Genomic DNA, 24,528 nt, shown 5'->3' on the forward strand with positions numbered 1-24,528 from the left:
GGGCGAGGACCCCACGAGGGATGGAGCCTGCGTGATCCTGCTGCTGTCGACCTCCGACACCGACCTGCTGTCGGCCCGTGCGAGCGGTGCCGAGTTCCGGCTCGGCAACCCGGCGCGCACCACGGCCGACGACCTCCCCGCGCTCACCCGGGACGTGGACCTGGTGGTCGTGCGCATCCTCGGCGGGCGCCGGATGTGGGAGGAGGGCCTCGACTGGCTGCTCGCGAGCGGCCTGCCCGTGGTGGTGCTCGGCGGCGAGCAGCAGCCGGACGCGGCGCTGATGGAGCTGTCGACGGTGCCCGGCGGTGTGTGCGCCGAAGCACACCTCTACCTCGCGCACGGCGGTCCGGCGAACCTGGCGGAGCTGCACAAGTTCCTGTCGGACACGGTGCTGCTGACCGGCCACGGCTTCGCGGCGCCCGCGGCCACGCCCACGTGGGGTCTGCTGGAGCGCGAGCCCGCGGGAGAAGGCCCCACGGTCGCGGTGCTCTACTACCGCGCGCACCACGTGGCCGGGAACACGGCGTTCGTGCACGCGTTGTGCGACGCGATCGAGGCCAAGGGCGGCCGGCCGCTGCCGGTCTTCTGCTCCTCGCTGCGCACCGCCGAACCGGAGCTGCTCGACACGCTGCGCCAGGCCGACGCCCTGGTCGTGACGGTGCTCGCGGCCGGGGGCACGAACCCCGCCGCCGCGTCCGCCGGTGGTGACGACGACGCGTGGGACGTGGGCGCGCTGGCGGCGCTGGACGTGCCGATCCTGCAGGGGCTGTGCCTCACGTCGAGCCGCGAGTCGTGGGACGCCAACGACGACGGACTGTCTCCTTTGGACACCGCGACCCAGGTCGCGATCCCCGAGTTCGACGGCCGGATCATCACGGTCCCGTTCTCCTTCAAGGAGATCGACTCCGACGGCCTGACCGTCTACGTCGCCGACCCGGAGCGGGCGCTGCGCGTCGCGGGCATCGCGGTCCGGCACGGCCGGCTGCGCCACATCCCGGTCGCGGAGCGCAAGATCGCGGTGATGCTGTCGGCGTACCCGACCAAGCACTCCCGCATCGGCAACGCGGTCGGGCTCGACACGCCCGCCTCCACGGTCCGGCTGCTCAAGGCCATGAAGGACCACGGCTACGACATCGGCGACGAGCTGCCGGGCGTCGACGAGCTCGACGGCGACAAGCTGATCCACGCCCTGATCGCCGCCGGCGGCCAGGACGCGGACTGGCTCACGCAGGAGCAGTTCGAGAGCAACCCCGTGCGCATCGCGGCGGCCGACTACCGGGAGTACCACGACACGCTGCCGGAGGACTTCCGCGAGTCGATGCGGGAGCACTGGGGCGAGGCGCCGGGCTCGCTCTTCGTCGACCACTCCAGGTCGAAGGACGGCGAGATCGTCCTGGCGGCGCTGCGGTCCGGCAACGTCACGGTGATCGTCCAGCCGCCGCGCGGGTTCGGCGAGAACCCGATCGCGATCTACCACGACCCGGACCTGCCGCCGTCGCACCACTACCTGGCGGCGTACCGGTGGATCGAGTCGCAGTTCGGCGCGGACGCCGTGGTGCACGTCGGCAAGCACGGCAACCTGGAGTGGCTGCCCGGCAAGACCGTCGGCATGTCGGCGTCCTGCGGCACGGACGCGGCGCTCGGCGACCTGCCGCTGATCTACCCGTTCCTCGTCAACGACCCCGGTGAGGGCACGCAGGCGAAGCGCCGTGCGCACGCCACGCTGGTCGACCACCTGGTGCCGCCGATGGCGCGGGCCGACAGCTACGGCGACATCGCGCGGCTGGAGCAGCTGCTCGACGAGTACGGGAACATCTCCGCGATGGACCCGGCCAAGCTGCCCGCGATCCGCGCGCAGATCTGGACGCTGATCCAGGCCGCGAAGCTCGACCACGACCTCGGCCTGGACGACCGGCCGCACGACGCCGAGTTCGACGAGTTCCTGCTGCACGTCGACGGCTGGCTGTGCGAGGTCAAGGACGTCCAGATCCGCGACGGCCTGCACGTCCTCGGCGAGGCGCCGACCGGCGGCGTCCGCGTGAACCTCGTCCTCGCGATGCTCCAGGCCCGGCAGATGTGGGGCGGTCAGGTCGCCGCGCTGCCGGGACTGCGGGAGGCGCTGGGGCTCACCACGACCACGCGCGAGGACGTCGACGCCGTCGAGGAGCAGGCGCGCGCACTCGTGCAGGCGATGGAGGACGCGGGCTGGGACCCGGCCGCGGCGGCGGGCCTGCACGAGTCCGAGGACGTGCGCAAGATCCTGGAGTTCGCGGCCGTCGAGGTCGTGCCGAGGCTCGCGCGCACCACGGACGAGATGACGAACGTGCTGCACGCGCTGGACGGCGGCTACATCCCCGCCGGTCCGTCGGGGTCACCGTTGCGCGGCCTGGTGAACGTGCTGCCGACCGGCCGCAACTTCTACTCGGTCGACCCGAAGGCCATCCCGTCCCGCCTCGCCTGGGAGACCGGCCAGGCGATGGCCGACTCGCTGCTGGAGCGCTACCGCTCCGAGAACGACGGCGAGTGGCCGCCGTCGGTCGGCCTCTCGGTCTGGGGCACGTCCGCGATGCGCACGGCCGGCGACGACATCGCCGAGGTGTTCGCGCTGATGGGCGTGCGGCCGGTGTGGGACGACCAGTCGCGCCGCGTCACCGGCCTCGAGGTCATCCCGCTGGAGGAGCTGGGAAGGCCGCGCGTCGACGTCACGGTCCGGATCTCCGGCTTCTTCCGCGACGCCTTCCCGCACGTGGTGTCCCTTGTGGACGACGCGGTGCGGCTGGTGGCCGCGCTCGACGAGCCGGCGGAGCAGAACTTCGTGCGGGCGCACACCCTCAACGACCTGGAGGAGCACGGCGACGAGCGCAGGGCGACGCTGCGGATCTTCGGCTCCAAGCCGGGCGCGTACGGCGCCGGCGTGCTGCCGTTGATCGACAGCCGCAACTGGCGCGACTCGTCGGACATCGCCGAGGTGTACGCGGTGTGGGGCGGGTACGCCTACGGCCGCGGGGTCGACGGTGTCGCGGCACGCCAGGACATGGAGTCGGCGTACCGGCGGATCGCCGTGGCGGCCAAGAACATCGACACCCGCGAGCACGACATCGCCGACTCGGACGACTACTTCCAGTACCACGGCGGCATGGTCACGATGGTGAAGGCGTTGACGGGCAAGGCGCCCGCCGCGTACGTCGGTGACAGCACGCGCCCGGAAGCCGTCCGGACCCGCACGCTGACCGAGGAGACCTCGCGGATCTTCCGCGCCCGCGTGGTGAACCCGCGCTGGGTCGGCGCGATGCGCCGGCACGGGTACAAGGGCGCGTTCGAGCTGCAGGCGACGGTGGAGTACCTGTTCGGCTACGACGCCACGACCGGCGTGGTCGCGGACTGGATGTACGAGAAGCTGACCGAGACCTACGTGCTCGACCCCGAGACGCGGAAGTTCCTGCAGACCAGCAACCCGTGGGCGTTGCACGGCATCGCCGAGCGCCTGCTGGAGGCGGCCGAGCGCAAGATGTGGGAGCACCCGGAGCCGTCCACGCTGGACGCGCTGCGGGCGGCCTACCTGGAGACCGAGGGCGACCTGGAGGACGGCGTCTGACGCCGGGCCAGCTCCGGACGCGGCAGTGGCCGGGGCGAGCCTGGCAGCTCGCCCTGACCCCGTCCACCAGGATGCTCGTGCGCTCCTAGAGAGGCCCGAAGACGTGGTTGCCGGCGGCGGACGCGTCGTCGCCCGCCCAGAACTCGAGCCACAGCCGGGCGAACTCCGCGCGCGACAACCTGCCGTCACCGTCGTGGTCGAGCGCGGCGAAGTCGGTGGCGCGGTCGTGCCCGAGCCAAGCGGCGATCATCATCTCGTACTCGTCGGAGGAGATGTAGTCGTCGCCGTTCTCGTCCACGGCGCCGAACATCGCGTCCGCGGTGCCGGTGACCGCCTCGGGGGCCTTCGGCAGCGCGTCCACGATGGTCAGGACGTCGTCCACCGCCACGCGGTCCCGGCCCGCGGCGGCCGACAGGGTCGCCCACCAGCCCATCATCACCTCGGACAGCAGCTCGTCGTCACCGCCGCGCAACGACATCCAGCGCGAGGTGAGCGCGCGGAAGTCGCTCTCGTCCAGGTAGCCGTCGCCGTTGGCGTCCATCGCGCCGAACACCACTGACACCTTGCGTCGTTGCAGGTCGCTCGCCATGCGCAGGACGATAGGCCGAACGGCGCAACGCGGACCATCGGCCGAACGGGTCGGAGCAGCTCCGGATCGGGTGCAATCGAGCTGTGCCCCTCGGACTCCGGCGAACTGCTCATCGCCTCGGCTGAAGGCGCCGCGTCCGGCTGGTTTTCCACGGTGGACTTCGCGATCCGCGGCGGAAAAGGATCAGCGAATTGCTGCGCGGAAAGCACGGCACTTGCCGAGGCAAAACCTTCTGCGCTATGGGAGTCTCAACAGGGACGCCTCCGCGTATGATCCGCCGGGCGGTCTCGCGGAGATCATCCCGGTCATCCCCGGCGGCCAGGCCGACCGCGGCGGAACTGATCGCGATGCGGTCGTCGTGGTGACGCGACACGTGTTCTCCGCCGCCGCGGAGCGAAAGGAAGAACAGTGCCGGGGAATCGGGACGCGATGTTCCGCGGCCGTGCGGGAGAACGGGAGCTCGTCGACGGCGTGCTGGACGCGGGCACCGGTGTGGTGCTGGTCGACGGGGCCGCGGGTACCGGGAAGACGCGGTTGCTCGCGGAGGTGGCCGCCGGCGCCGCGCGCCGCGGTGTCGAGGTCGTCACCGCGCGGGACGAGCTGGACCAGCCGTTCCTGCTGGCGCGGCTGGCCGAACGCGGACCCGGCGGTCCGGCGCTGGTGGTGCTGGACGACCTCCACCTGGCCGAACCGGCGACCCTGGCGGCGTTGCGGGAGCTGCTGCCCGCCTCCGCGCACGCGAAGGTCGTCTGGCTGCTCGCGCGCCGCGGCGGTGAGGGCGCGGACCGCCTGTTCGCCGCCGCCGTGCAGCGCGGCGCCCTGCGGATCGAACTGGGACCGCTGCCGGACGACGTGGTCGCGGACCTCGTCACCGACCTGGCCGGCGCGGTTCCGGACGACGACCTGCGCGCCCTCGCCTCGACCGCGCGGGGCGTCCCGGCGGAGCTGGCCGCCCTGTTCCAGGCCCTCCGCGCGGACGACCACCTGGTGGTCGCCGCCGGGCAGGCGTCGTTGCGCACCGACCGCACGCCACGGCACACCGAGGCGCTGCTGCGCGGCCGGATCAGCGCGCTCAGCGGCGTGGCGAGGCACCTGCTGCAGGTCGCCGCGGTGCTCGGGCCGCGCTTCGACCCCGGTGACGTCGCGGAGGTGCTGGCTTCCAGCACCGCGGTGCTGCTGCCCGCGCTGGACGAGGTCATCGCCGCCGGGGTGGTCACGTCGCTCGACGATCGGCTCGCGTTCCGGCACGAGCTGCTCTGGCGGCTCGTCGCCGACGCGGTCCCGCCGCCCGTGCGGTGCGCGCTGCACCGCGAGGTGGGCGAGATGCTGCTGCGGCGCGGGGACTCCGCCGTCGTCGCGGCCGAGCACCTGCTGCACGGCGCCCAGCGCGGTGCCGCCCGGTCGATCGACGGCCTGGTGGCGGCGGCCAAGGCCCTGCTGTGGACCGCGCCGGACGCCGCAGCCGAGCTCGCCGGGCGGGCGCTCGAGCTCACCGACCAGGCGTCGCCGTCACTGGCGGACCGCACGGTGGTCGCGGTGCGGGCGCTGGTCGCCGCGGGCGATCTCACGGCCGCGCAGGCGTGTGCGCGGGACGCGTTGACCCGCCAGGTCGCCCCGGCGCCCGCCGCCGAGCTGCGGCACTGCCTGGCCGCCACGACGTTGCTGCGGGGACAGCACGCCGAGTCGGTGGAGATCTCCGAGTCGTTGCTGGGCGAGCCCGACCTGCCACCGGAGCTCGTGCCGTGGGTGGAGATCATCCGGATGACGGCCCTGCTCGGCCACGACCGCGACCGCGCGCAGGAGCTGGCGGAGGACGTCGTGCGCACCCGCACCGGCTCGCCGGACGACGTGCGCGCCACCGCACTGGCGGTGCTCGCGGCGATCGCGCGCGACACCGGGCAGCCCGGCGCGGCGCTGGAGCTCGCCCGCGCCGCCGCGCGGTCCGCCGCCTCCCACGACCTCTCCGCCTACCCGCCGCTGCTGCTCGCGACCGTGCTCTCGGGCCTGCGCGAGTTCGCCGACGCCGACAGCGTGGTGCGGCGGGTGCGCGGTGGGGCGTCCGCGGTGGTGGCGCGCAGGATCACGACCACGGCCGTGCAGGCGCGGATCTCGTTGCAGGCGGGGCGGATCGAGGAGGCCGCGGCCGAGGCGCGCTCCGCGGTGGCGGTGGCGGAGGAGACCGGCCACACCGCGTTGCTGGCGCCGGGACTGGCCGTGCTCGCGATGGTCGCGGTGCACACCGGCGACCTCCCTGCGGCGCTCGGCCACGTCGAGCGCTGCCGCGAGCACGTCCCGGTGGACGGGCTCGTCTTCTCCCGCGCCTACTACCAGTGGATCGACGTGCTGGTGTCGTACGTCGGGCACGGGACCGGCAAGGCCCTGGCCCTGCTCGGCGACGAGTACCCGGGGCTCGTGTCGTCGGGGCTCTTCGCGGAAGAACCCCGCGCCGCCGGGTGGTTCGTGCGCCGGGCGCTGGAGGCGGGGGACGAGCGGCTCGCCGAGGCCGTCGTGGCCCACGCGGAACGGCTGACCGCGGAGAACCCCGGTCTGCGCGCGCTGGCGACGGCCGCGCTGCACGCGCGCGGCCTGGCCCGCGGCGACGCCTCGTCGCTCGAACTGGCCGCCCGGCAGCACCAGGACCCGTGGGCGCGGGCCAACGCGGCCGAGGACCTCGGCGCGCTGCTGGCGGCGGGGCCCGACCGCGCGGCGCCGGTGCGGGCGCTGGAGACCGCGCTGGAGCTGTACCGGGAGATCGGCGCCTCCCGCGACAGCGCGCGCGTGCTGGGCCGGCTGCGCAAGCTGGGCAGGCGGCGGCGTGCGGAACCGGCGCGTCCGGAGTCCGGGTGGGCCGGCCTGGACGACACCGAACGGGCGATCGTGAACCTCGTGGCGAAGGGTCAGACGAACCGGCAGATCTCCGCGCAGCTGTTCATGTCACCGCACACGGTGAACTTCCACCTGCGCAAGATCTTCCGCAAGCTCGGGATCAGCTCTCGCGTCGAGCTGGCGGCGAGGCCGCCGGGCGATCGGTGAGCCGCTTCGCCTGGCGGCGGAGCTGGAGGATGCGGGCCGCGCCGATGACCGCGACCAGCAGCGCGCCGCCGATCGCCGCGAACAGCAGCGAGACGCCCAGCGGCAGGCTGAACTGGCCCCACAGGAAGTGGATCGTCGTGGTCCCGCCGTTCTGCAGGATGAAGACCAGCAGGAAGATGAGCACGACGATCGCGACCAGCACCGCGATCCAGGTGCCGCTGATCCGGGTGGGCCGCGGCTTCTTCGGCGCGGCCGGTGGTGCCGACGACGGCCGCGTCGCCGGCGGGGCGGTCGCCGGTGCCGCCGGCGACGCCGGTGCCGCCGGGATCGGCTCGGTGATCGGCGTCTTCTGAGTCGTCTTCTGGGGTGTCTTCTGGGTCTCGTCGCTCGGGGTCGCCACGGGGAAATTATCGGCGACCCGGCCTGATCCCGCAGGTTGGCGAACGGGTGGCTACAACCTCCGCAGGCCCGAGAGGACCCGTTCGAGCAGTGCCATGTTCGGCTTGTCGCCCGGCTCGTGCACCGCGACCAGGTCGAGCGTGATCAGGTCGCTGAGCAGCACCCGCGTGACGCCCAGCGGGATCTTCATGAGCGCGGAGATCTCGGCGACCGACCGCGGCTGCAGGCACAGCCGCATCATCGCAGCCTGGTCGTTGCTCGCCCGGTGCAGCCGGCTCTCGTCCGTGGAGAGCAGGGTTTCCAGGCGCAGGTCGTGGCGGGCCGTGGTGCGGCCGCCGGTGCGGGCGTACGGACGGATGAGTGAGCTGTCCCGCGCGGGGACCGCCGGCTCTTCTTCCTGCATCGGCCACTCCGGTGGCGGTTCCGGTGGGCGTTGGCGCAACGGTTGCTGACGGGGCATTTGTTGCGTCTCCGCGCCGTGTGGGTCTCCACTTCCGTCGGCGCGCAGCCGTCTGCGGGTCGCCGGGGAGCCGAAACGCGCCCCCGTGTAACCGATTTCCGTCGCTCCTTCGTCGTGCACGTGCCCAAGCTATAACGAAGTCGGCCAAATGTATGTCGATCACGTTGCCTTTTTGGCAGCCAGATCGAATCTGACCTGGATCGCAGTGCCGGACGGCGTCGTTTGGGTGCGCACGAGATCCGCCAAACGGTTGACGAGCAACAGTCCGCGACCACCTGGATCGTTTGCGTGAACGGGTGTGCGCCCGGCCAGAACATCGGTGATGTGACCGTTGTCGTTGACTTGGCAAACAATGCTTTCGTTTTCCGACCACACCCGGACCGTGCTCTCGCCGCCGCCGTGCCGGACGCTGTTGGTCGCGAGCTCGGTGACCGCCAGCGCGAAGTCGTCGAGGCGGTCTTGCGCCAGTCCGAACTTCACGGCCTGCTCACGCGCGAACGCCCGCACCGCCGCCATCACGCCGGCACCGGCCAGCGTGCTCGCGGCGTCGACCGGGGCGGGCAGCGGCATCGAGTGCGCGGCGACGACCACCCGCGCGGGGTGGAAGTGGTCGCTGGGGCGGTGCCCGCCGGCGTCGATCACGACCGGGTGGGTCTTCTCGGCGTCGGCCAGGATGTCGTGGGTCAGCGCCGAGGTGTCGTACGGGCACAGGATGCTGAGGTCGCGGTCTCTGAACGCGTAGTTGACCAGCGCCTCGTGCAGCGTGCACGCCGGGTACTCGACGTCGGTGCGCAGGTCCCACACCGGCTCGCTGATGATCCGCACGGCCCCGCGGTGCCGGTCGGCGAACGCGCGCAGGTCGGGGATGATCCGGCCGGGGTTGCGGCCCGTGTCCGCCATGTCGAGGAACGTGACGAGGTGGGCGAACCCGCTCAGCGCCTCCCTGAGCAGCTCCAGGTTCCTGCTGGGCACCGCCACGGCGACGGGTTCGGCGTTCGCCAGGCCCTCCACCACGAACGGGACCGTCCCGTCGATGTAGGACTCCTCATCGGAGTAGAACAACGCCGGATGCGCGAACGCCATGAGCCACCTCTCGTCAACATCCCGGGATCCGCACCCGGTGTGCTGCTCGAACCATCATTTCTTGACCCTCACACCGTGTCAGCCCCTACACAGGAGAAGTCATGTTCACCATCGGAGACTTCGCCCGTCTGGGGCGCGTGTCGGTGCGGATGCTGCGCCATTACGACGCGGTCGGCCTGCTCCTGCCCGCGCACGTGGACCCGTCGAGCGGCTACCGCTCCTACACCGCCGCCCAACTGCACCGGCTCAACCGCCTGGTCGCGTTGAAGGAGCTCGGCCTGACGCTCGACCAGGTGCGCGTGGTGCTCGACGAGCAGGTTTCGGTCGAGCAGCTGCACGGCATGCTGTCGTTGCGTCGGGCGGAGCTGCGGCAGCAGATCCTCGCCGACTCCGCGCGGCTGCGGCGGGTCGAGGCACGTCTCCGCGCCATCGAGAGGGAGGGCGCCATGCCCACCGATGAGATCGTCGTGAAGCAGGTCCCCGCCGTGCGCGTCGCCCGGTTGGGCGCCACCGCGGCCTCGTACCAGTCCGAGGACATCGGGCCGGTCATCCAGCCGCTGTACCCGCAGCTCTTCGAACGGCTGGCACGCGCGGGCGTCGTACCGGTCGGCGGCGGCATCGCCACCTACGAACCCGCCGAGGGCGAGCAGGTGCTGGTGCGGGCGGGGGTGGAGGTGGCGGTGGACGTCGAGCCGTCGGCCTCCCACGACTTCGAGGTCGTGGACCTGCCGGCGCTGGCGCAGGCGGCCACGATCGTGCACCACGGGCCGATGGACGACGTCGACGCCACCTACCAGGCCGTCGCGGCGTGGGTCGAGGCGCACGGGTACCGGCAGCACGGGTTCGCCCGCGAGGTCTACCTGTGCTACGGCCAGGGTGACCCGGCCGGCTGGACCACCGAGCTCCAGCTCGAGATCACCCAGCCGTAGGGACGGGCGGAGGAGTCGCCGCGCCGTCGCTCAGACGTCGTCCTGGCGGATGCGCCGGTGCAGCGACTCCATCCGCTCGTCGAGCTGCGCGGCGATCATCGCCGACGACATCAGCTCGGTCACGAAGTCGGCGGGCGGGCTGTCGTCGTACTTGTAGAAGAGCTTGTGCTCCAGCGTGGCCCAGAAGTCCATCGCGATGGTGCGCAGCTGCACCTCGACCTTCACGTGCTCGACCCGGTCCGACAGGAACACCGGGATCCGCACGATCAGGTGCAGGCTGCGGTACCCGTTCGGCTTCGGGGCGGCGATGTAGTCCTTGGTGCGCAGGATCTCCACGTCGTTCTGGCGCGCGAGCATCGCCGAGACGCGGTAGACGTCGGACACGAACGGGCAGACCACCCGCACGCCCGCGATGTCGTCGAGCACGTCGCCGATCGAGTCGACGTCGAGCGGAAAACCCTTGCGCCGCAGCTTCTCCAGGATGTTCTCGGGCTTCTTCACCCGGTTGGTGATGTGCTCGATCGGGTCGTGCCGGTGGACGTAGTCGAACTCCTCGCTGAGGATGCGGAGCTTCGTCATCAGCTCCTCGATCGCGAACTTGTAGACGAGCAGCCGCCGTTCGAGGTCGCGGAGCAGGCTGAGGTCGTCGGCCAAGTCGGTCACGTCACCAGGGTACTGATCACGCGGGACCGCGACGGCCGGGTGCTCGCCGGAACCGGGCGACGGCTTCCGGCGCGTAGCCGTAGAAGCCGGGCAGCCCACCCGTGTGGAGGAACACGACCGGCACGTCGCCACCGGCCGCGACCTCGCGGAGCTTCACGGCCGCCTTGCCCGTGTAGACCGGGTCGAGGAGCACGCCCTCGGTCTCGGCGAACAGCTTCAGCACGTCCCACACCTCCGGCGTCGGCACGCCGTAGCCCGGCCCGATCGTGTCGTCGGTGACCGTGACGTGCCGCAGGGCCGGAGCGGGCTCGCCGAGGAGCGCCGCCGCCTCGGCCGCGAGGGCGCGCAGCTCCTGCCCGGCCTCCTCGGCGGTGTGCGAGACGCTCACCGCGTGGACGGTGCCGGGCCAGCCGAGCAGCTCGGTGCCGAGCGCGATGCCCGCGGCCGTGGCGCCGCTGCCCTGCGGCACGACGAGGGTGGCGGCGCGAATGCCGCGGTCGGCGAGCTGCCCGGCGAGCTCGGCCGCGGCCGCGACGTACCCGAGCGTGCCCAGCCCGTTCGAGCCGCCGACCGGCAGGGTGACGGCCCTGTCGTGGACGACCTCCTCGTAGGCCGTGGCCGCCTCGTCGGCGTCCGCGCAGATGTGCACGTTCGCGCCGAACATGTGGTCGAGCACGATGTTGCCGGACTCCTCGTACGCCTCGCCCTTCATCGGCACCTTGGCCGTGAGCACGAGCTCGCACCGCAGGCCGAGCTTCGCGCAGGCCGCCGCGGTCTGGCGGCCGTGGTTGGTCTGCAGCGCGCCGAAGGTGATGACCGTGTCGGCGCCCCGCTCGATCGCCTGGCCGAGCAGGAACTCGAGCTTGCGCAACTTGTTGCCGCCCGCGCCGAGGCCGTTCACGTCGTCGCGCTTGACGAGCACCCGCGCTCCGCCGAGCGCGGCGGTGAGCCTCGGCGCGTCCTCCAGCGGGGTCGGCCAGGTGCCCAGTGCGACTCGGGGGAAAGCGCTGAGGTCCATGCCACGAGCTTAGGTGCCGTCAGACTTCGCGCCCGAACTCGGCGTAGCGGGTGGTACCGCTCTCCAGCGCGGCCACGGCGAGGGTGAGCCTGCGGTGCAGCGAGGGGTAGATCCGGGGCGCGGCCCCGTCGAGCGACAGGTACACCACGCCCGACAGCTCGGGGTCGCACGCCACCGCACCGTCCACAACGCCACCGTCGAACACGAACTGGTGGCAGTCGCGCCAGACGCCGTTGCGCGGTGTCCAGTCCACCACCAGCAACGGTCCCAGCGCGACGGTGAGCCCGAGCTCCTCCCGGACCTCGCGGACCGCCGCCGCCTTCGGCGACTCGTCGTCCTCGGCCATGCCGCCGGGGATGTCGAGCACCGCCTTGTAGGTGGGCACCACGAAGAGCACACGCCCGGTGGAATCGCGGATCAGCGCCCCGCCGGCGCACGTCTTGGTGGGCCGGCGCGACGCCACCCCCGGCTCGTGCTCCGGCTCGGCCGGCCCCTCGTCGAGGACGTCGGCGGCGAAGGCGGCGGGATCTCCCGCGTGCGATGCGGACACCTGTCGATGATCACACCAGCGGGTGAATCCCGTGGCGGCGCCGCGCGGGTCCGTCCCAGGTGGGCAGATGTACCAAGAAGACGGAATACGACTGACCGGCGGAGTAGTACGCTGAGTGCTGTAACTCCGTGCGATCAATCGCCGATGTCCACGGCAACATCGGTGGAGGTGACGCCAATGGGGGCAACCGGTGCCGCCAAGCGCAGACAAGACGGTAGATCGGCCCCGTGGTCGGTGGTCGGGCTGACGGTCGTTTTCGTCGTGGTGGCCCAGGTCCAGTTCGCCATCGCGGTCGCGGAGTCGGTCTGGTGGCCGGCCGTGGTCGGGCTGGTCCTGCTGGCGGTCGCGGTCGCGTTCGTGAAGACGGCGCGCAAGCTGCGCTGGGAGGACGGCGACCGGTACGAGGCGCCGCCCGAGGTGGCCAAGCCGCTCCCGGCCCACCACGAGGGCCACGTCGACGCCGACGGAAGCCTCGCCCGTGCGGTCGGCGACGTGGTGCACGCGTCCCGCCGCTGGCGGGCCTGACAGACCTGCGACGAGAAGAGGGGGACCACAGGTGGTCCCCCTCTTCTGCCGTGTCCGCGCCCATCCTCGCGGCTCGCTTGCCCGGAGCCGGTCTGCACCGCGCTCGGGGTGTCACCCGCGGATCCGGCGTCCCGGTTCGACGCGTTTTTCGGTGACCTCGTGTCGCACGACGAAGAAGACCGCGTGCTGCGCTGTTGTCGCCGCGTGGCCGCACCGCGACGCGTCACTCAGGACCTGAACGGGTTGGGCAGGTACGCCCACGCCTTCGTCGCGGGGTCCAGCCGCATCAGCGTGAGCGGCTTGGCCGGCAACGGGTCGTGCAGCAACGCGTGGCGGTCGGGCGTGTCCGGCACGGTTTTCGCCACGACGTCCCACAGTTCGGCGTCCGGTGCGTCGAGCTTCGAGATCAACCCCGTCAGCGCGGTGGCGAAGAACGTCGCGAACGTCTTGGCGCGCAGGGCTTCCGGGCTCGCGTGCAGCCGCGACGGCAGTTCCGCGCGCGGGCTCACGCGGATGTCGGCGAGGTCGCGGTAGACCAACCGGCGCGGCCGGCCGTTCACGAGGCCCACGAGCAGGTTCTGCTCGTGCGCCTCCAGCGCGACGCCACGGGCGAGCAGCGTCATCAGCGGCGGCACCGCCAGTTCCGCGAACTCCGCGAGCCACCCGGCCGGGTCACCGAGCGCGCGGACCGGCGGCGGGGAACCGGCGGTCAGCGCCGCCAGCGGCAGGAGCGTCTCGTCCTGGCGCGGCACGGGTTTGTCGCGCAGGATCACACCCAGCGCGCGGTCCGGCTCGCCGTCGGTGAGGACGGCGGCCGACGCCCGGTTGGGTTGCAGCTCGACGCCCTCGACGACACCGGCGAGGAAGTCCGAGACCGTGGTGGCCGTGGCGATCGAGCTGGCGGAGATGTCCCGCACGGCGGAGGTGATCTGGGCGCTCAACGTCGTCTTGACGTGCCAGTCGCCGGCCGACAGGGTGCGCAGCGCCATCAGCGGGGCGGCGTCGAGCGTGCCGGCGGCGCGGACCCGCAGCCGGTCCGCCTGCCACGGGTGCACCGGGAGCAGGATCCGGTCGCCGTCGCGCAGTTCGGCCGGCCAGTCGCCGAACACGACGTGGTCCTCGGCGGGGTGCAGGCGCAGCGCGACCGCGGGCCGGTGCTCCGGGCCGTAGGCGAGGTGGTCGTGGGCGGTGAACCCGGTGCGGTTGCGGCAGCACGGGTGCAACGGGTGGCCGTCGACCACGCTCTGCTCGTGCTCCTCGAGCGACCGGTCGAGGAACGGGGTCGTCAGCGGGCTCGTCGTGCGGGAGAGCGCCAGTCCGGCGACGCTGTGGGCGACCTCGGCGATCAGGTTCTCCGCCAGGGGCCAGCGCAGCGCGGAGAGGAGGTCGACCGGGTGCGGGTGCTCCGCCGGGTCCACGCCGACCCGTGGCAACGGCTCGATCGCGAAGGCGCGGCACAGGCGCGCGTGAACGGCCGCGCGGGCCGCGGGCAACGCCGCGAGGAACCGCTCGGCTCGGTCACCGTCCAGGGCGGCGGCGAATTCGGCCTCGACCGGCGTTTGCGTCAGAATGACTCGATCCTGACACATCGCCAGAGGGAAGCGGACACCGGTGGAAGCGATCACTGATCCCGACGGCATCACCGCGACGGCCCTGCTCAACTGCCTGGGCCGCGAGGTGGGGGAGCGGGGGCCGGGCGGCACGATCCGCCTGCCGCGCACCGGCGTCCTGCTGCGCGCGCGGGAGGGCCGCTGGCTGTCGGACCCCGAGGTGTTCACCGGATCGTGGCAGCCGCTGTCGTGGCACGAGCTGGCGGTGCTCGTGACCAAGGAGCTGGGCGATCCGCCGCCCGGTTTCCTCGACGAGATCGCGGGCTCGCGGTCGGTGATCGCGGAGGTGCTCGCCGCCCGCCCCGCCCCGCCCGCGGACCTCTACCAGCGCTCCGAGCAGGCGCTGGTCGCCGGTCACCGCTACCACCCCGCGCCGAAGGGCCGCGGTGGCCTGCCGGCGGCGCAGTGGCTGCCGTACGCGCCCGAGGTGCACGCCCGGTTCCCGCTGGCGCGCCTGGAGGGCGAGTTCGTCGACGACGGCGACGTCCCGCTGCCCCCCGGGGTGCTGCCCGCGCACCCGTGGCAGCTGTCCCTGCTGGGGCTCTCCGGCACCGCGGCCGAGCACGACGTCTGGCCGACGTCCTCGGTGCGCACGGTGTACGACCCGGTGGCCGACCTGTTCTACAAGTTCAGCCTCGACGTGCAGATCACCAACGACGTGCGCCGGCTGTGGGCGCACGACCTGCGCTGGATCCCGCCGCTCGCGCGCCTGCTCGGACCGGTGTTCGCCGACCTCTCCGCCACCTACCCCGGCACGGCGTTCCTGGTGGACCGCGGCTACCGGACGTCGCCGGAGGAGTTCGAGGGCCTCGCGGTCGTGGTGCGCGACGGCCTCCGGCAGCACACCCTGCCCGGCGTGACCCCGCTGCTGGCGGCCGGGATCAGCGAGGGGTTCGAGGGCAACCCGCTGGACGGCCTGGACCCCGAGACCGCCTTGCGGTGGTTCCGCCAGTACGTGTCGGTTCTCGTCCCGCCCGTGCTGCACGCCTTCTTCGCGCACGGCGTCGTGATGGAGTGCCACCTCCAGAACGTCCTGGTGGGGGTCGACGCCACCGGGATGCCGGTGCAGGCGATCCACCGCGATCCCGAGGGGATGCGGTTGCTGCCGCGGCACGCCGCCCTGCTGTCCGAAGTGGACGCCTCGGGCGGCTCGCGGGGGGTGTCGGAGGCCAAGGGCTGGGAGCGGCTGCAGTACTGCCTCGTCGTGAACCACCTCGTCGAGATCGCCGGAGCGGTGCTCGCCAGGCACCCCGGCCTGGACGTGTGGGCCGAGGCGAGGTCGGTCTTCCTCGCCTACGCCCGTGAGCACGGACCGCGGGAGCCGCTGACGTCGCTGCTGGCGAGCCCGTCCGTGCCCGCGAAGGCGAACCTGCTGCTGCGCTGGACGCGGGCGGAGGGCGCCGCCGGCCGGTACGTCGACCACCCGAACCCGTTGCGCCTCAACCCCGAAGGGTGAGCTCCAGCGCCATGCGCCCCTCGGACACGGGCACCGCGCGCTGGAAGGTGAGTCCGCACCCCGCTGCCAACGAGGTCAGCTCGTCGACCGTTCGCTCACGCCCGTTGAAGCACATCAGCATGAACAGGTCGATGTCCGTGGCGGCCCCGTAGCCCCGCACCGGTTCGACGAGCACGACGGTGCTGTGCGGGGCACAGGCGTCGCGCACCTGGGTGAGGATCTTCTCGCACGGCTCGTCGTCCCAGTCGTGCAGGATGTCCGACAGCAGGTACGCGTCCGCGCCGGCCGGCAGCGGGTCGAAGAAGCTGCCCGCCACCGTCGAAGCCCTGTCGCCGATGCCCAGCGCGGCGAACCGGGCGGTGGCCGCGGCGGCGGTGGGTGGCAGGTCCACGACCTGGCCGCGCACGGTGGGGTGGGCCGACAGGATCTCCACCAGCAGCGGACCGTCACCGCCACCCACGTCGACGATCGTGGGGAAGCGGCTCCAGTCGAAGTTCGCCGCGATCCGCGGCGCGTGCTCGCGGAACCGCCAGTTCATCTGGGCCTCGAACGACCTGCGCAGCTTCGGCGAGTCGCCGAGATCGTCCCAGAACTGCTTGCCGTAGCGGATCGGGTAGGCGGGCGCGCCGGTCGTGACGGTGTCGAGGAGGTCGACGAACGCGAGCTCGGCACGGCCGCCGGCGCAGGTGATGTCGAGCAGCGGCTTGACGCCCTCGGGAGCGTCGGGGTGCATCTGGGCGCCGAGCGCGGTCGGGCGGTAGCGCCCGGACTCCACCTCGAAGACCTCGACGGTGACGAGGTGGTCGAGCAGGCGCCGCAGCGGACCCGCGGCGGCGCCGGTGCGGCCGGCGAGCTCCGCGGCGGTCGCACCGCCGGTCCCCGCGTGCTCGACCAGGCCCAGGGTCGCGGCCACGCGGATGGCCATCGGGGTAGCGAGATCGGCCAGCGCCATCAGCGGCCGTGGTGGCTGGGACATCGCCCAAGGCTATCGACCACGGCCGGCGGCGATCGGCCGTTCGCCGACCTCCACAGGCAGTGCGGGCCGGACGGCGCCGTGGTGCTCGCCGCGGCTCAGCCGGCCAGCGCCTCGGACACGCTGTCGTGCAGCTCGAGCATCTCGTTCAACGTGGTCGCGCGCAGGGCGCGCAGGACGCTGCCCGCCGGCGCCACCACCCGCAGCGGCGTGCCGCGGTCGACGCCGCGCTGGTGGTACTCGACGAGGACGGAGAGGCCGGACGAGGCGAGGAACGAGACGTCCGTCATGTCCAGCACGATCGCCAGCCCGCGGGCCGACGCGTCGGTGAACACCTCGTCCAGGTGGTCGTGCAGGAGTGGCGCGCTGTAGGAGTCGACCTCGCCGGTGACCCGGAGGACCACCGCGTTCTCCCGCTGTTCTGTTCGCGCCTCGAGTGGTGTCACGCTGCCTCCGTCCTGTCGCCCCTCTTGCCAGCCTGGCAGGCCGGGCGGCCGTTGTCGATCATTGGCCGGGGTGTGCCGCCGGATGGCCGACCGCGCGGCTCACCCTCGGAGTTGACGACCTCCATGGTAGGTGCGAGATCACGCGGTGCACTTCGGGGCGGCCAGGCGATCGTCCCTCTTCGGGCTGCCGTGGGGGCGCGAGAACACACCTCCGGGGTTCCGCGTTCCCGTGGAGCACCCGATCGCCGCTACTCCGGCCGGTGCCCGCGGAGGAACCGCCGCACGACGGTCTCGGGATCGGCGGGCGCCTGGGTGGCCCGCTGGTCGACCCGCCGGGCGATGGCGCGCATCATCAGCGGCCCGACCAGGGCGAAGAAGGTGTGCCGCGGCGGCTCGACGACGAGGGCCCCTCGCCGCTGGTGGTGCAGGATGACCTCGTCCACCTTCTCCAGCAGCGACTCCGGCTCGGCGAGCACGGCCGCCACCTCCTTGCTGAACTTCGCCTCCCTCATCAGGGTGAGCACCACGCCGCCGCGCGTCTCGTAGAGCCGCGAGTAGTAGTTCACGATCGTGAGCAGGTCGGCGGCCACGTCGTCACCCGGCGCGTCCAGGTCGAGCGCGAACCCCGCGAAGTTGCCGCGCACGGCCTGCCGCAGCAGGTTCTGCTTGGAGGTGAACCGGCGGAACAGCGTCGCCTCGTTGATCCCGGCGGCGTCGGCGATGGCGCGGGTGGTCGCCCGTTCGTACCCCTGCTCGGCGATCACCTCCAAGGCCGCGTCGAACACCGCCTTGTCGGCCACACGACCTGCCACGCACCCTCCTCGACGACGCCAGCAATGCAAGTGGCCACTTGCATCAGCGGGGCCCAGGGGGCTACCGTAATTGCAAGTGACCGCTTGCATCAGCCTACCGAAGGCAGGGCTCATGGCCGACACCAGCCTCTCCACCCGCCCCGCGGGTCTCGAGCCGACCGCCGCGGAGATCGCCGTCGGTCTCCTCGGCGCCGCGGTGGCCTCGATCGCGGTCAACTCGTTGATCGCACTCGTGGCCGGCAAGTTCATCCCCGCCGGCGTCGAGCGCATGGGCCTGACCCTGGCGGAGTACGCGCCGGCCACCGCGATCGGCATCGTGCTCGGCGCGCTCGGCTGGTGCCTGGTGCGCCGCTTCGCGCGTGACCCGCGGCGCGTCCTGCGCGTCCTGGTGCTCGTCGTCCTCGCGCTCTCGTGCATCCCGGACCTGGGCATCCTCGCGGGAGGTGCCGTGGTGGTGAACTCGCTCGCGCTGATCGCGATGCACCTCGTCATCGCCGCTGTCACGGTGCCGGTGCTGTCGCGGGTTCTGCCGCTCGACGCCAGGTAGTCCGCGGGCGCAGCGGGGCCTGAGCCGGTCGGGATGGTCCACCCCCCCGCCCGTCACTCCTATATCGGCGTTATGCCGGGACTTGCCACCGTTAGGTGACCCAGGTTACGTTATCGACGCTACGAGCTGAACGGTAGCGCCGATAACGCAACTGAGCCGGGGAGGCAAAGTGGCCGAGCACACGCGCAGAACCGTGCTGAAATCCGCCGCCGTGACCGCGGGTGGCGCGGCTCTCGCGGCGAGAGCCCCGGCAGCCGCCGGAGCGGCGGCGGTGAGCATCCAGCCCGCGCAGACCGCCGAGATCACCCTGTCCGTCAACGGCAGGCGGCGGGCCGTCAGCGTCGAAACCAGGGTCACGCTGCTCGACGCCCTGCGCGAGCGGCTCGGGCTGACCGGGACGAAGAAGGGCTGCGACCGGGGCGAGTGCGGCGCGTGCACCGTTCTCGTCGACGGTGAGCGCGTCAAGTCGTGCCTGACGCTCGCCGTGATGCGGCAGGGCAGCGAGATCACCACCGTCGAAGGGCTCGCCGACGGCGACCGCCTGCACCCCGTGCAGGAGGCGTTCATCCGGCACGACGCCTTCCAGTGCGGAGGCTGCACGCCCGGCCAGATCATGTCCGCGGTGGCCTGCATCGAGGAGGGGCACACCGGTTCGGACGAGGAGATCCGGCAGTGGATGAGCGGCAACCTCTGCCGTTGCGCCTGCTACCAGAACATCGTCGCCGCCGTGGCCGACGCCGCCGGGGAGGTGCGGCGGTGAAGCCCTTCGGGTACACCGCGGTGCGCGACACCGGGGAAGCCGTCCGGCTGGCGAGCCGGACGCCGGACGCCGCGTTCGTCGCGGGCGGCACCGACCTGCTGAACCTGATGAAGGACGGGGTCGCGCGGCCCGGCCACCTGATCGACGTCAACGGGCTCGACCTGGCGGAGGTCACCGAGACCCCGGCCGGGCTGCGCATCGGCGGGCTGGCGCGGATGCGGGCGGTGGCCGGGCACGCCGCGGTCCGGCGCGGCTGGCCGGTGCTGGCGGAGGCGCTGCTCGCCTCCGCGTCGCCGCAGGTGCGCAACATGGCCTCCATCGGCGGGAACCTGTTGCAGCGCACCAGGTGCGGCTACTTCCGCGACACCGGTTCGCCGTGCAACAAGCGCGTTCCCGGCAGCGGCTGCCCCGCTGTCGAGGGGTGGAACCGCGGGCACGCGGTGCTGGGCGGCAGCGACGCGTGCATCGCCACCCACCCGTCCGATCTCGCGGTGGCACTGCTCGCGCTCGACGCCGTCGTGCGCGTGCGCGGAACCGCCGGGGAGCGGAAGGTCCCGATCGGCGACTTCTACCTCCGCCCCGGCGCGACCCCGCACGTCGAGAACGTGCTGCGACCGGCGGAGCTGATCACCGCGGTCGAGGTGCCGCGGAGCGCCACCGCGCGGAGGTCGCGCTACCTCAAGCTGCGTGACCGCGCGACGTTCGAGTTCGCCGTCGTGTCGGTCGCGGCCGCGGTGGACCTGCGCGGCCGGCGCGTGCGCGACGTGCGGCTGGCGTTCGGCGGCATCGGGACGACGCCGTGGCGGTCGCCGGAGGCCGAGGCGGCGCTGCGGGGCAACGACCTCACGGCGGAGTCGGTCGCGCGGGCCGGCCGGGCGCTCGTGCGCGACGCCGAACCGCGGCACGACAACGAGTTCAAGGTCGAGCTGGTGCAACGCGCGCTGGCCGAGCTGCTGGAGGAGCTGCGATGACCGAGCTGGTGGGCAGGTCGGTCGCGCGCGTCGACGGCCGGGCCAAGGTGACCGGTGCCGCGCGGTACGCCGCGGACCAGCCGGTGCCGGGTGCGCTGCAGGCGTTCTTCGTGCTGAGCACGGTGGCCAGGGGAGAGGTGGTGAGCATCGACGCGTCGGCGGCGCTGGCTCACCCCGGTGTGGTCGCCGTGCTGACCCACCGCGACCTGCCGCGGCTGACCGTGCCGGCTTTTCCCTACTTCCGGCGGTTCCTGCCCATGCAGGACACGGCGGTGCACCACGTCGGCCAGCCGGTCGCGATCGTGCTCGCCACCACGGTGGAGCAGGCGCAGGAGGGCGCGGCACTCGTAGCCGTCGGCTACCGCGCCGCACAGCCGCGCGTGGTGATCGAGGACGCACGGGAGCCGTCGTACCTGCCGCCACCGTTCCGGAACCTGCCCAACGAGATCCGGCGCGGTGACGCGGAGACGGCGCTGGCGGGGGCGGAGGTCCGGCTGGAGGCGCGGTACTCGAGCGCCACCCGGCACCACAACCCGATCGAACCGCACACGACCACCGCCCAGTGGGACGGCGATCGCCTGACGCTGCACGAGTCGGCGCAGGGCGTGCTCGCCACTCGTACCGTCGTCTCGGCCGCGTTCGGGCTGCCGCCGGAGGCCGTCCGGGTGGTGGCGCCCTACCTCGGCGGCGGGTTCGGCGCGAAGGGACCCGTCTGGCCGCACACCGTTCTCACCGCGGCGGCGGCACGCGTGCTGCGGCGGCCGGTGCGGCTGGTGCTCAGCCGCGCCCAGATGTACACCCTGACGGGGCATCGGGCGGAGTACCGCCAGCACCTGCGGATCGGCGCCACCCGGACGGGCGAGCTGACCTCGATCATCGAGACGTCGACGGCGCAGCTGAGCGCGACCGAGGAGTCGGTCTTCAACCGCAGCGACTCGACCGTCGAGCTCTACGCCTGCCCGAACCTGCACGTCCGGTACGAGGGAGTGCGGCTGGACGTCGCCACCTCCAGCTACATGCGCTCGCCGGAGACCACGTCCCACTTCGGGCTGGAGACCGCGCTCGACGAGCTGAGCTGGCAGCTCGGCATCGACCCGCTCGAGCTGCGCAGGCGCAACCACGCGGAGTTCGACCAGGAGACCGGCGAACGGCTCACCGGCAAGCACCTGCTCGACTGCTACGCGCTGGCGGCCGACCGGTTCGGCTGGGCGGCCCGGTTGCCGAGGACCGGCGCCACGAAGGACGGGGACGAGTACGTCGGGTGGGGCATGGCCACCGAGACGCACACGTTCAACGCCATGCCCTCCACGGCCTCGGTCACGGTCGGTGTGGACGGCAAAGCCTTGGCGCAGTTGGCAACGCAGGACATCGGCACCGGCACGTACACGGTCATCAGCCAGATCGTCGCCGACGCGCTGGGCGTCCCCATCACCGACGTGCAGGCCCAGATCGGTGACAGCGCGCTGCCACCGGCGGGCATGTCCGTCGCCTCGGCCACGATCGCCAGCATCAGCGGCTCGGTGGACCAGGCGGCACGGGCGGCCCGCGCCGCGGTGGTGGACCTCGCCGTGGCCGATCCGAGCTCGGCGTTGTTCGGCGCTGCGGCGTCCGAGGTCGAGACGAGCAACGGCCACCTCGTCCACGTCCGCGACAGGCAGCGGCGCGACACCTACCGCGCCGTCGTCGGGCGGGCGGGCCGCCCGGTGCAGAGGACGGCGACGGTGCTGAACAAGGCAGGCCACTCCTACGGCGTGGTGTTCGTCGAGGCGCGCGTTCACGCACGGCTCGGCTCGGTGCGGGTGACGAGGGTCGTCACCGCGCACGACATCGGCCGGGTGATGAACCGCAGGACCGCGCGGGGCCAGGTGCTCGGCGGTGTCACGTGGGGCATCGGCCACGCGCTGATGGAGCACACGGTGTTCGACCGCAACATCGGCAGGGTGGTCAACCCCAACCTGTCCACCTACCTCGTGCCGGTGAACGCGGACGCTCCGCCGGTGGTGGAGACGTTGTTCGTGGACAAGCCGGATCCCGCGAGCACGGCGATGGGTGCGCGGGGCTTCGGCGAGACCCCGATCACGGGCGTGCCCGCCGCCATCGGCAACGCGATCTACCACGCCACCGGCAGGCGCGTCCGCGACCTGCCGATCACGCAGGACAAGCTGCTGTAGGGCGGCACGGTGCTCGAACCGGCGGACCGGCTCGCGGAGTGGCGGCGGCAGCGCCGCCGCTGCACCCGTGGCCACGGTGGTGCCGTAGCCGGGCGAGGCGGTGGGCGCCGTCCACGAGCTGTGCCGCGAAGCGCCGGCAACCGGGGAGCCAGGCACGGGTTCGGCTGGTCGGCGTTCGCGGTGGGTGGCCGCCGCCGCGGCGCTCAGGCGGTGGCGGCGGACGCCCGCCGGGAAAGCCGGCGGGGCACGCCCCGTCCGCGCGCACCGGCGTCCGGAGAAGGGGTCAGGGGGTGGCCGGGCAGGGCACCACGGCCCACACGCACTTCCCCACCGCACGCCGGGCCACGCCCCACTGCTTGGACAGCTGGTCGACCATGATCAGCCCCCGTCCGCGCACCGAGCCGGGTGTGGACGGGCGTAGCTGGGGCGGTACCGACGAGGCGTCCTCGCTGACGATGTCGACCGCACAGGGCGCACCCGACCTGCGCAGCTTCAGCCGCGCCGGGAGGCGCGCGTGGTCGTACACGTTCGACACCAGCTCGGTGACCACCATCAGCACGTCGAGCAGGTCGTCCTCGTGCAGGTTCGACAGCACCGACCGGGTCCAGCGCCGGACCTTCCCGGTGTCGGGATCGGCGTCGACGAGTTCCAGCGTGTGCCACCCGTCAGCAGGATCTCCGTTCGCCACGATCGGGCTCCGTTCTGCCGACATCATGTCGCTGAAATACCTCATCTGGATGGATCGAAACCCACGGCCGGCCAAGCCGGTCCCCCTCCCGGCCCGCACCTGCGGGTGGCGACGCTGCGTGACGGGGCGGATCCGGTCGGCGAATTTCGCGGACTCGTGTCGCGACCTGGCCGATTCTCGCTGACGATGACTGGCGGGGACGGGTGCGGAGGAGGCGGCAGGTGGGAAACGCGGCACCGGCGGGCCGACCGCTGGACCTCATCAGGCCCATGCTCGCCACACCGGGCGAGGCGCCGCAGGACGACGGCTGGGCCGTGGAGTTCAAGTGGGACGGCTACCGGGGCGTCGCGCACTGCCGGGGCCGCGACGTCCAGGTGATCAGCCGCAACGACCTCGACTTCGCGGGCCGCTTCCCCGAGCTGGGGATCCTGCCCGAGCTGCTGCACCACCGGACCGCCGTCCTCGACGGCGAGATCGTCGCCCTGGACGACGAGGGACGGCCGGACTTCGGCCTCCTGCAGCAGCGCAACAAGATCGGCGCCGGTGTGCGCGAACTGCGGCCGAGCCGGCCGCGCATCGCCTACTTCGTGTTCGACCTGCTGCACCTGGACGACCGGTCGCTGCTGTCGACGCCCTACGACGTGCGGCGGGCGGTGCTCGCCGAGCTGGGCCTGCCCGGCAACCACGCGGTGCAGGTGCCGCCGACGTTCCTGAGCACCGAACCGGAGGACGTCCTCCGCGTCGCGAGCCAGTACGGCTTCGAGGGCATCGTCTCCAAGCGGGTCAAGTCCCGGTACGAGCCCGGCCGCCGGTCACCTTCCTGGGTGAAGACGCCGTTCCGGTACACGCAGGAGGTCGTCATCGGGGGGTGGCGCGCCGGGCAGGGCAACCGCGCCGGCAGGCTCGGCTCCCTCCTCCTCGGCGCCCACGACGGCGAGGGCGGCCTGGTGTACATCGGGCACGTCGGCACGGGTTTCAGCCAGGCGGTGCTCGCCGACCTGCAGCGCGCGCTGGAGAGGCGGGAACGGCCCACCAGCCCGTTCGCCGTCGAGGTGCCGCGCGAGCACGCCCGCCACGCCCGCTGGGTGCGGCCGGAGCTGGTGGGCGAGGTCGAGTTCCGCCAGTGGACGCCGGACGGCCGCCTGCGGCATCCGGCGTGGCGAGGCCTGCGCCCCGATCGGGACCCGTCCAGCGTGGTCCTGCCGCCCACGTCCTGAACGCCGCCGATGAACAATCCACAGTGGACTGAC

Annotated in this window: 22 protein-coding genes; 10 read left to right on the forward strand and 12 right to left on the reverse strand. The window is 72.5% G+C overall.

Annotated elements, in window-relative coordinates; translation table 11 throughout:
* The first annotated feature begins 31 nt into the window (after positions 1-31).
* Positions 32-3,595 (forward strand): cobaltochelatase subunit CobN, encoded by a 3,564-nt coding sequence (gene cobN / locus BMW88_RS23885; protein WP_089953998.1) that lies wholly within the window; start codon positions 32-34, stop codon positions 3,593-3,595.
* 85 nt (positions 3,596-3,680) lie between these two features.
* Here the strand turns inward: cobN and BMW88_RS23890 are convergent, their stop codons facing one another.
* Positions 3,681-4,184, reverse strand: coding sequence for an EF-hand domain-containing protein (locus tag BMW88_RS23890; RefSeq protein WP_089954000.1), 504 nt, complete (start codon positions 4,182-4,184; stop codon positions 3,681-3,683).
* Between the two features lie 408 nt (positions 4,185-4,592).
* On the opposite strand from BMW88_RS23890, the gene BMW88_RS23895 reads away from it, so the two are divergent.
* Positions 4,593-7,217, forward strand: a complete 2,625-nt coding sequence (locus tag BMW88_RS23895) for a helix-turn-helix transcriptional regulator (RefSeq protein WP_143116212.1) — start codon at positions 4,593-4,595, stop codon at positions 7,215-7,217.
* Here BMW88_RS23895 and BMW88_RS23900 read toward each other — a convergent pair.
* The 3 genes from BMW88_RS23900 to BMW88_RS23910 form a co-directional block, all read right to left on the reverse strand.
* The gene (locus tag BMW88_RS23900; RefSeq protein ID WP_245778011.1) at positions 7,171-7,617 is read right to left on the reverse strand and encodes a LapA family protein; all 447 of its coding nucleotides are present in this window, start codon (positions 7,615-7,617) and stop codon (positions 7,171-7,173) included. The genes BMW88_RS23895 and BMW88_RS23900 overlap by 47 nt on opposite strands.
* Positions 7,618-7,668: 51 nt before the next feature.
* Positions 7,669-8,019 carry a DUF742 domain-containing protein gene (locus BMW88_RS23905; RefSeq protein ID WP_177221265.1) on the reverse strand — a complete coding sequence of 117 codons (351 nt, stop codon included), beginning with the start codon at positions 8,017-8,019 and terminating at the stop codon, positions 7,669-7,671.
* Between the two features lie 216 nt (positions 8,020-8,235).
* On the reverse strand, positions 8,236-9,159 hold the full coding sequence (locus BMW88_RS23910; RefSeq protein WP_089954007.1) for an anti-sigma factor RsbA family regulatory protein: 924 nt from the start codon (positions 9,157-9,159) through the stop codon (positions 8,236-8,238).
* A 101-nt stretch (positions 9,160-9,260) separates the two neighbouring features.
* Between BMW88_RS23910 and BMW88_RS23915 the strand changes: the two genes are divergently transcribed.
* Complete coding sequence (locus BMW88_RS23915) at positions 9,261-10,088, forward strand: MerR family transcriptional regulator (protein ID WP_089954009.1); 828 nt, start codon at positions 9,261-9,263, stop codon at positions 10,086-10,088.
* Positions 10,089-10,118: 30 nt separating this feature from the next.
* Here BMW88_RS23915 and BMW88_RS23920 read toward each other — a convergent pair whose 3' ends face one another.
* The 3 genes from BMW88_RS23920 to BMW88_RS23930 are packed head-to-tail and all read right to left on the reverse strand — an operon-like array spanning position 10,119 to position 12,319.
* The gene (locus BMW88_RS23920) at positions 10,119-10,751 is read right to left on the reverse strand and encodes a GTP pyrophosphokinase (protein WP_245778012.1); all 633 of its coding nucleotides are present in this window, start codon (positions 10,749-10,751) and stop codon (positions 10,119-10,121) included.
* A 16-nt stretch (positions 10,752-10,767) separates the two neighbouring features.
* A complete protein-coding gene (locus BMW88_RS23925; protein WP_089954011.1) occupies positions 10,768-11,769 on the reverse strand; it encodes a D-cysteine desulfhydrase family protein in 1,002 nt (333 codons plus the stop codon).
* Between the two features lie 19 nt (positions 11,770-11,788).
* Positions 11,789-12,319, reverse strand: coding sequence for an NUDIX domain-containing protein (locus BMW88_RS23930; protein WP_089954015.1), 531 nt, complete (start codon positions 12,317-12,319; stop codon positions 11,789-11,791).
* Positions 12,320-12,553: 234 nt separating this feature from the next.
* Here BMW88_RS23930 and BMW88_RS23935 point away from each other — a divergent pair, with 234 nt between their 5' ends.
* Positions 12,554-12,844, forward strand: a complete 291-nt coding sequence (locus BMW88_RS23935) for a hypothetical protein (protein WP_089954018.1) — start codon at positions 12,554-12,556, stop codon at positions 12,842-12,844.
* 227 nt (positions 12,845-13,071) lie between these two features.
* On the opposite strand, the gene BMW88_RS23940 is transcribed toward BMW88_RS23935, so the two are convergent.
* Entirely contained in the window at positions 13,072-14,433 is a 1,362-nt protein-coding gene (locus BMW88_RS23940) for an IucA/IucC family protein (RefSeq protein WP_089954020.1), read from the reverse strand.
* Between the two features lie 22 nt (positions 14,434-14,455).
* Here BMW88_RS23940 and BMW88_RS23945 point away from each other — a divergent pair, with 22 nt between their 5' ends.
* Complete coding sequence (locus BMW88_RS23945) at positions 14,456-15,910, forward strand: IucA/IucC family protein (protein ID WP_089954023.1); 1,455 nt, start codon at positions 14,456-14,458, stop codon at positions 15,908-15,910.
* On the opposite strand, the gene BMW88_RS23950 is transcribed toward BMW88_RS23945, so the two are convergent.
* From BMW88_RS23950 to BMW88_RS42050, 3 genes are all read right to left on the reverse strand, one after another.
* A complete protein-coding gene (locus BMW88_RS23950) occupies positions 15,894-16,886 on the reverse strand; it encodes a methyltransferase (protein WP_089954025.1) in 993 nt (330 codons plus the stop codon). The genes BMW88_RS23945 and BMW88_RS23950 overlap by 17 nt on opposite strands.
* 95 nt (positions 16,887-16,981) lie before the next feature.
* Positions 16,982-17,329 carry an anti-sigma factor antagonist gene (locus BMW88_RS23955; protein ID WP_177221266.1) on the reverse strand — a complete coding sequence of 116 codons (348 nt, stop codon included), beginning with the start codon at positions 17,327-17,329 and terminating at the stop codon, positions 16,982-16,984.
* 248 nt (positions 17,330-17,577) lie between these two features.
* Positions 17,578-18,141: a TetR/AcrR family transcriptional regulator gene (locus BMW88_RS42050; protein ID WP_177221267.1), complete on the reverse strand. Its 564-nt coding sequence runs from the start codon at positions 18,139-18,141 to the stop codon at positions 17,578-17,580.
* A 112-nt stretch (positions 18,142-18,253) separates the two neighbouring features.
* Between BMW88_RS42050 and BMW88_RS42055 the strand changes: the two genes are divergently transcribed.
* The 4 genes from BMW88_RS42055 (at position 18,254) to BMW88_RS23975 (ending at position 22,590) form a co-directional block, all read left to right on the forward strand.
* On the forward strand, positions 18,254-18,688 hold the full coding sequence (locus BMW88_RS42055) for a DUF6069 family protein (protein WP_177221268.1): 435 nt from the start codon (positions 18,254-18,256) through the stop codon (positions 18,686-18,688).
* A gap of 169 nt (positions 18,689-18,857) precedes the next feature.
* A complete protein-coding gene (locus BMW88_RS23965; RefSeq protein WP_089954033.1) occupies positions 18,858-19,448 on the forward strand; it encodes a (2Fe-2S)-binding protein in 591 nt (196 codons plus the stop codon).
* On the forward strand, positions 19,445-20,419 hold the full coding sequence (locus BMW88_RS23970) for an FAD binding domain-containing protein (protein WP_089954035.1): 975 nt from the start codon (positions 19,445-19,447) through the stop codon (positions 20,417-20,419). The genes BMW88_RS23965 and BMW88_RS23970 overlap by 4 nt, the downstream gene beginning before the upstream one ends.
* Positions 20,416-22,590, forward strand: a complete 2,175-nt coding sequence (locus tag BMW88_RS23975; protein ID WP_089954038.1) for a xanthine dehydrogenase family protein molybdopterin-binding subunit — start codon at positions 20,416-20,418, stop codon at positions 22,588-22,590. Before BMW88_RS23970 ends, BMW88_RS23975 begins: the two co-directional genes overlap by 4 nt.
* A gap of 283 nt (positions 22,591-22,873) precedes the next feature.
* Here the strand turns inward: BMW88_RS23975 and BMW88_RS23980 are convergent, their stop codons facing one another.
* The gene (locus tag BMW88_RS23980; RefSeq protein ID WP_143116213.1) at positions 22,874-23,323 is read right to left on the reverse strand and encodes an ATP-binding protein; all 450 of its coding nucleotides are present in this window, start codon (positions 23,321-23,323) and stop codon (positions 22,874-22,876) included.
* Positions 23,324-23,499: 176 nt separating this feature from the next.
* Here BMW88_RS23980 and ligD point away from each other — a divergent pair, with 176 nt between their 5' ends.
* Positions 23,500-24,495, forward strand: coding sequence for a non-homologous end-joining DNA ligase (gene ligD, locus BMW88_RS23985; RefSeq protein WP_342715180.1), 996 nt, complete (start codon positions 23,500-23,502; stop codon positions 24,493-24,495).
* Positions 24,496-24,528: the final 33 nt, after the last annotated feature.

It is taken from the genome of Lentzea xinjiangensis, from assembly GCF_900110955.1.
In the GTDB taxonomy this organism is placed as follows: Bacteria; Actinomycetota; Actinomycetes; order Mycobacteriales; family Pseudonocardiaceae; genus Lentzea; species Lentzea xinjiangensis.

What these genes read in the sequence shown, in the direction of transcription:
- BMW88_RS23890 (WP_089954000.1), bottom strand. Translation starts at nt 4,184, where the DNA reads ATGGCGAGCGACCTGCAACGACGCAAGGTGTCAGTGGTGTTCGGCGCG.
- BMW88_RS23905 (WP_177221265.1), bottom strand. Translation starts at nt 8,019, where the DNA reads ATGCAGGAAGAAGAGCCGGCGGTCCCCGCGCGGGACAGCTCACTCATC.
- BMW88_RS23910 (WP_089954007.1), bottom strand. Translation starts at nt 9,159, where the DNA reads ATGGCGTTCGCGCATCCGGCGTTGTTCTACTCCGATGAGGAGTCCTAC.
- BMW88_RS23915 (WP_089954009.1), top strand. Translation starts at nt 9,261, where the DNA reads ATGTTCACCATCGGAGACTTCGCCCGTCTGGGGCGCGTGTCGGTGCGG.
- BMW88_RS23925 (WP_089954011.1), bottom strand. Translation starts at nt 11,769, where the DNA reads ATGGACCTCAGCGCTTTCCCCCGAGTCGCACTGGGCACCTGGCCGACC.
- BMW88_RS23940 (WP_089954020.1), bottom strand. Translation starts at nt 14,433, where the DNA reads ATGTGTCAGGATCGAGTCATTCTGACGCAAACGCCGGTCGAGGCCGAA.
- BMW88_RS23950 (WP_089954025.1), bottom strand. Translation starts at nt 16,886, where the DNA reads ATGTCCCAGCCACCACGGCCGCTGATGGCGCTGGCCGATCTCGCTACC.
- BMW88_RS42055 (WP_177221268.1), top strand. Translation starts at nt 18,254, where the DNA reads ATGGCCGACACCAGCCTCTCCACCCGCCCCGCGGGTCTCGAGCCGACC.
- BMW88_RS23975 (WP_089954038.1), top strand. Translation starts at nt 20,416, where the DNA reads ATGACCGAGCTGGTGGGCAGGTCGGTCGCGCGCGTCGACGGCCGGGCC.
- BMW88_RS23980 (WP_143116213.1), bottom strand. Translation starts at nt 23,323, where the DNA reads ATGAGGTATTTCAGCGACATGATGTCGGCAGAACGGAGCCCGATCGTG.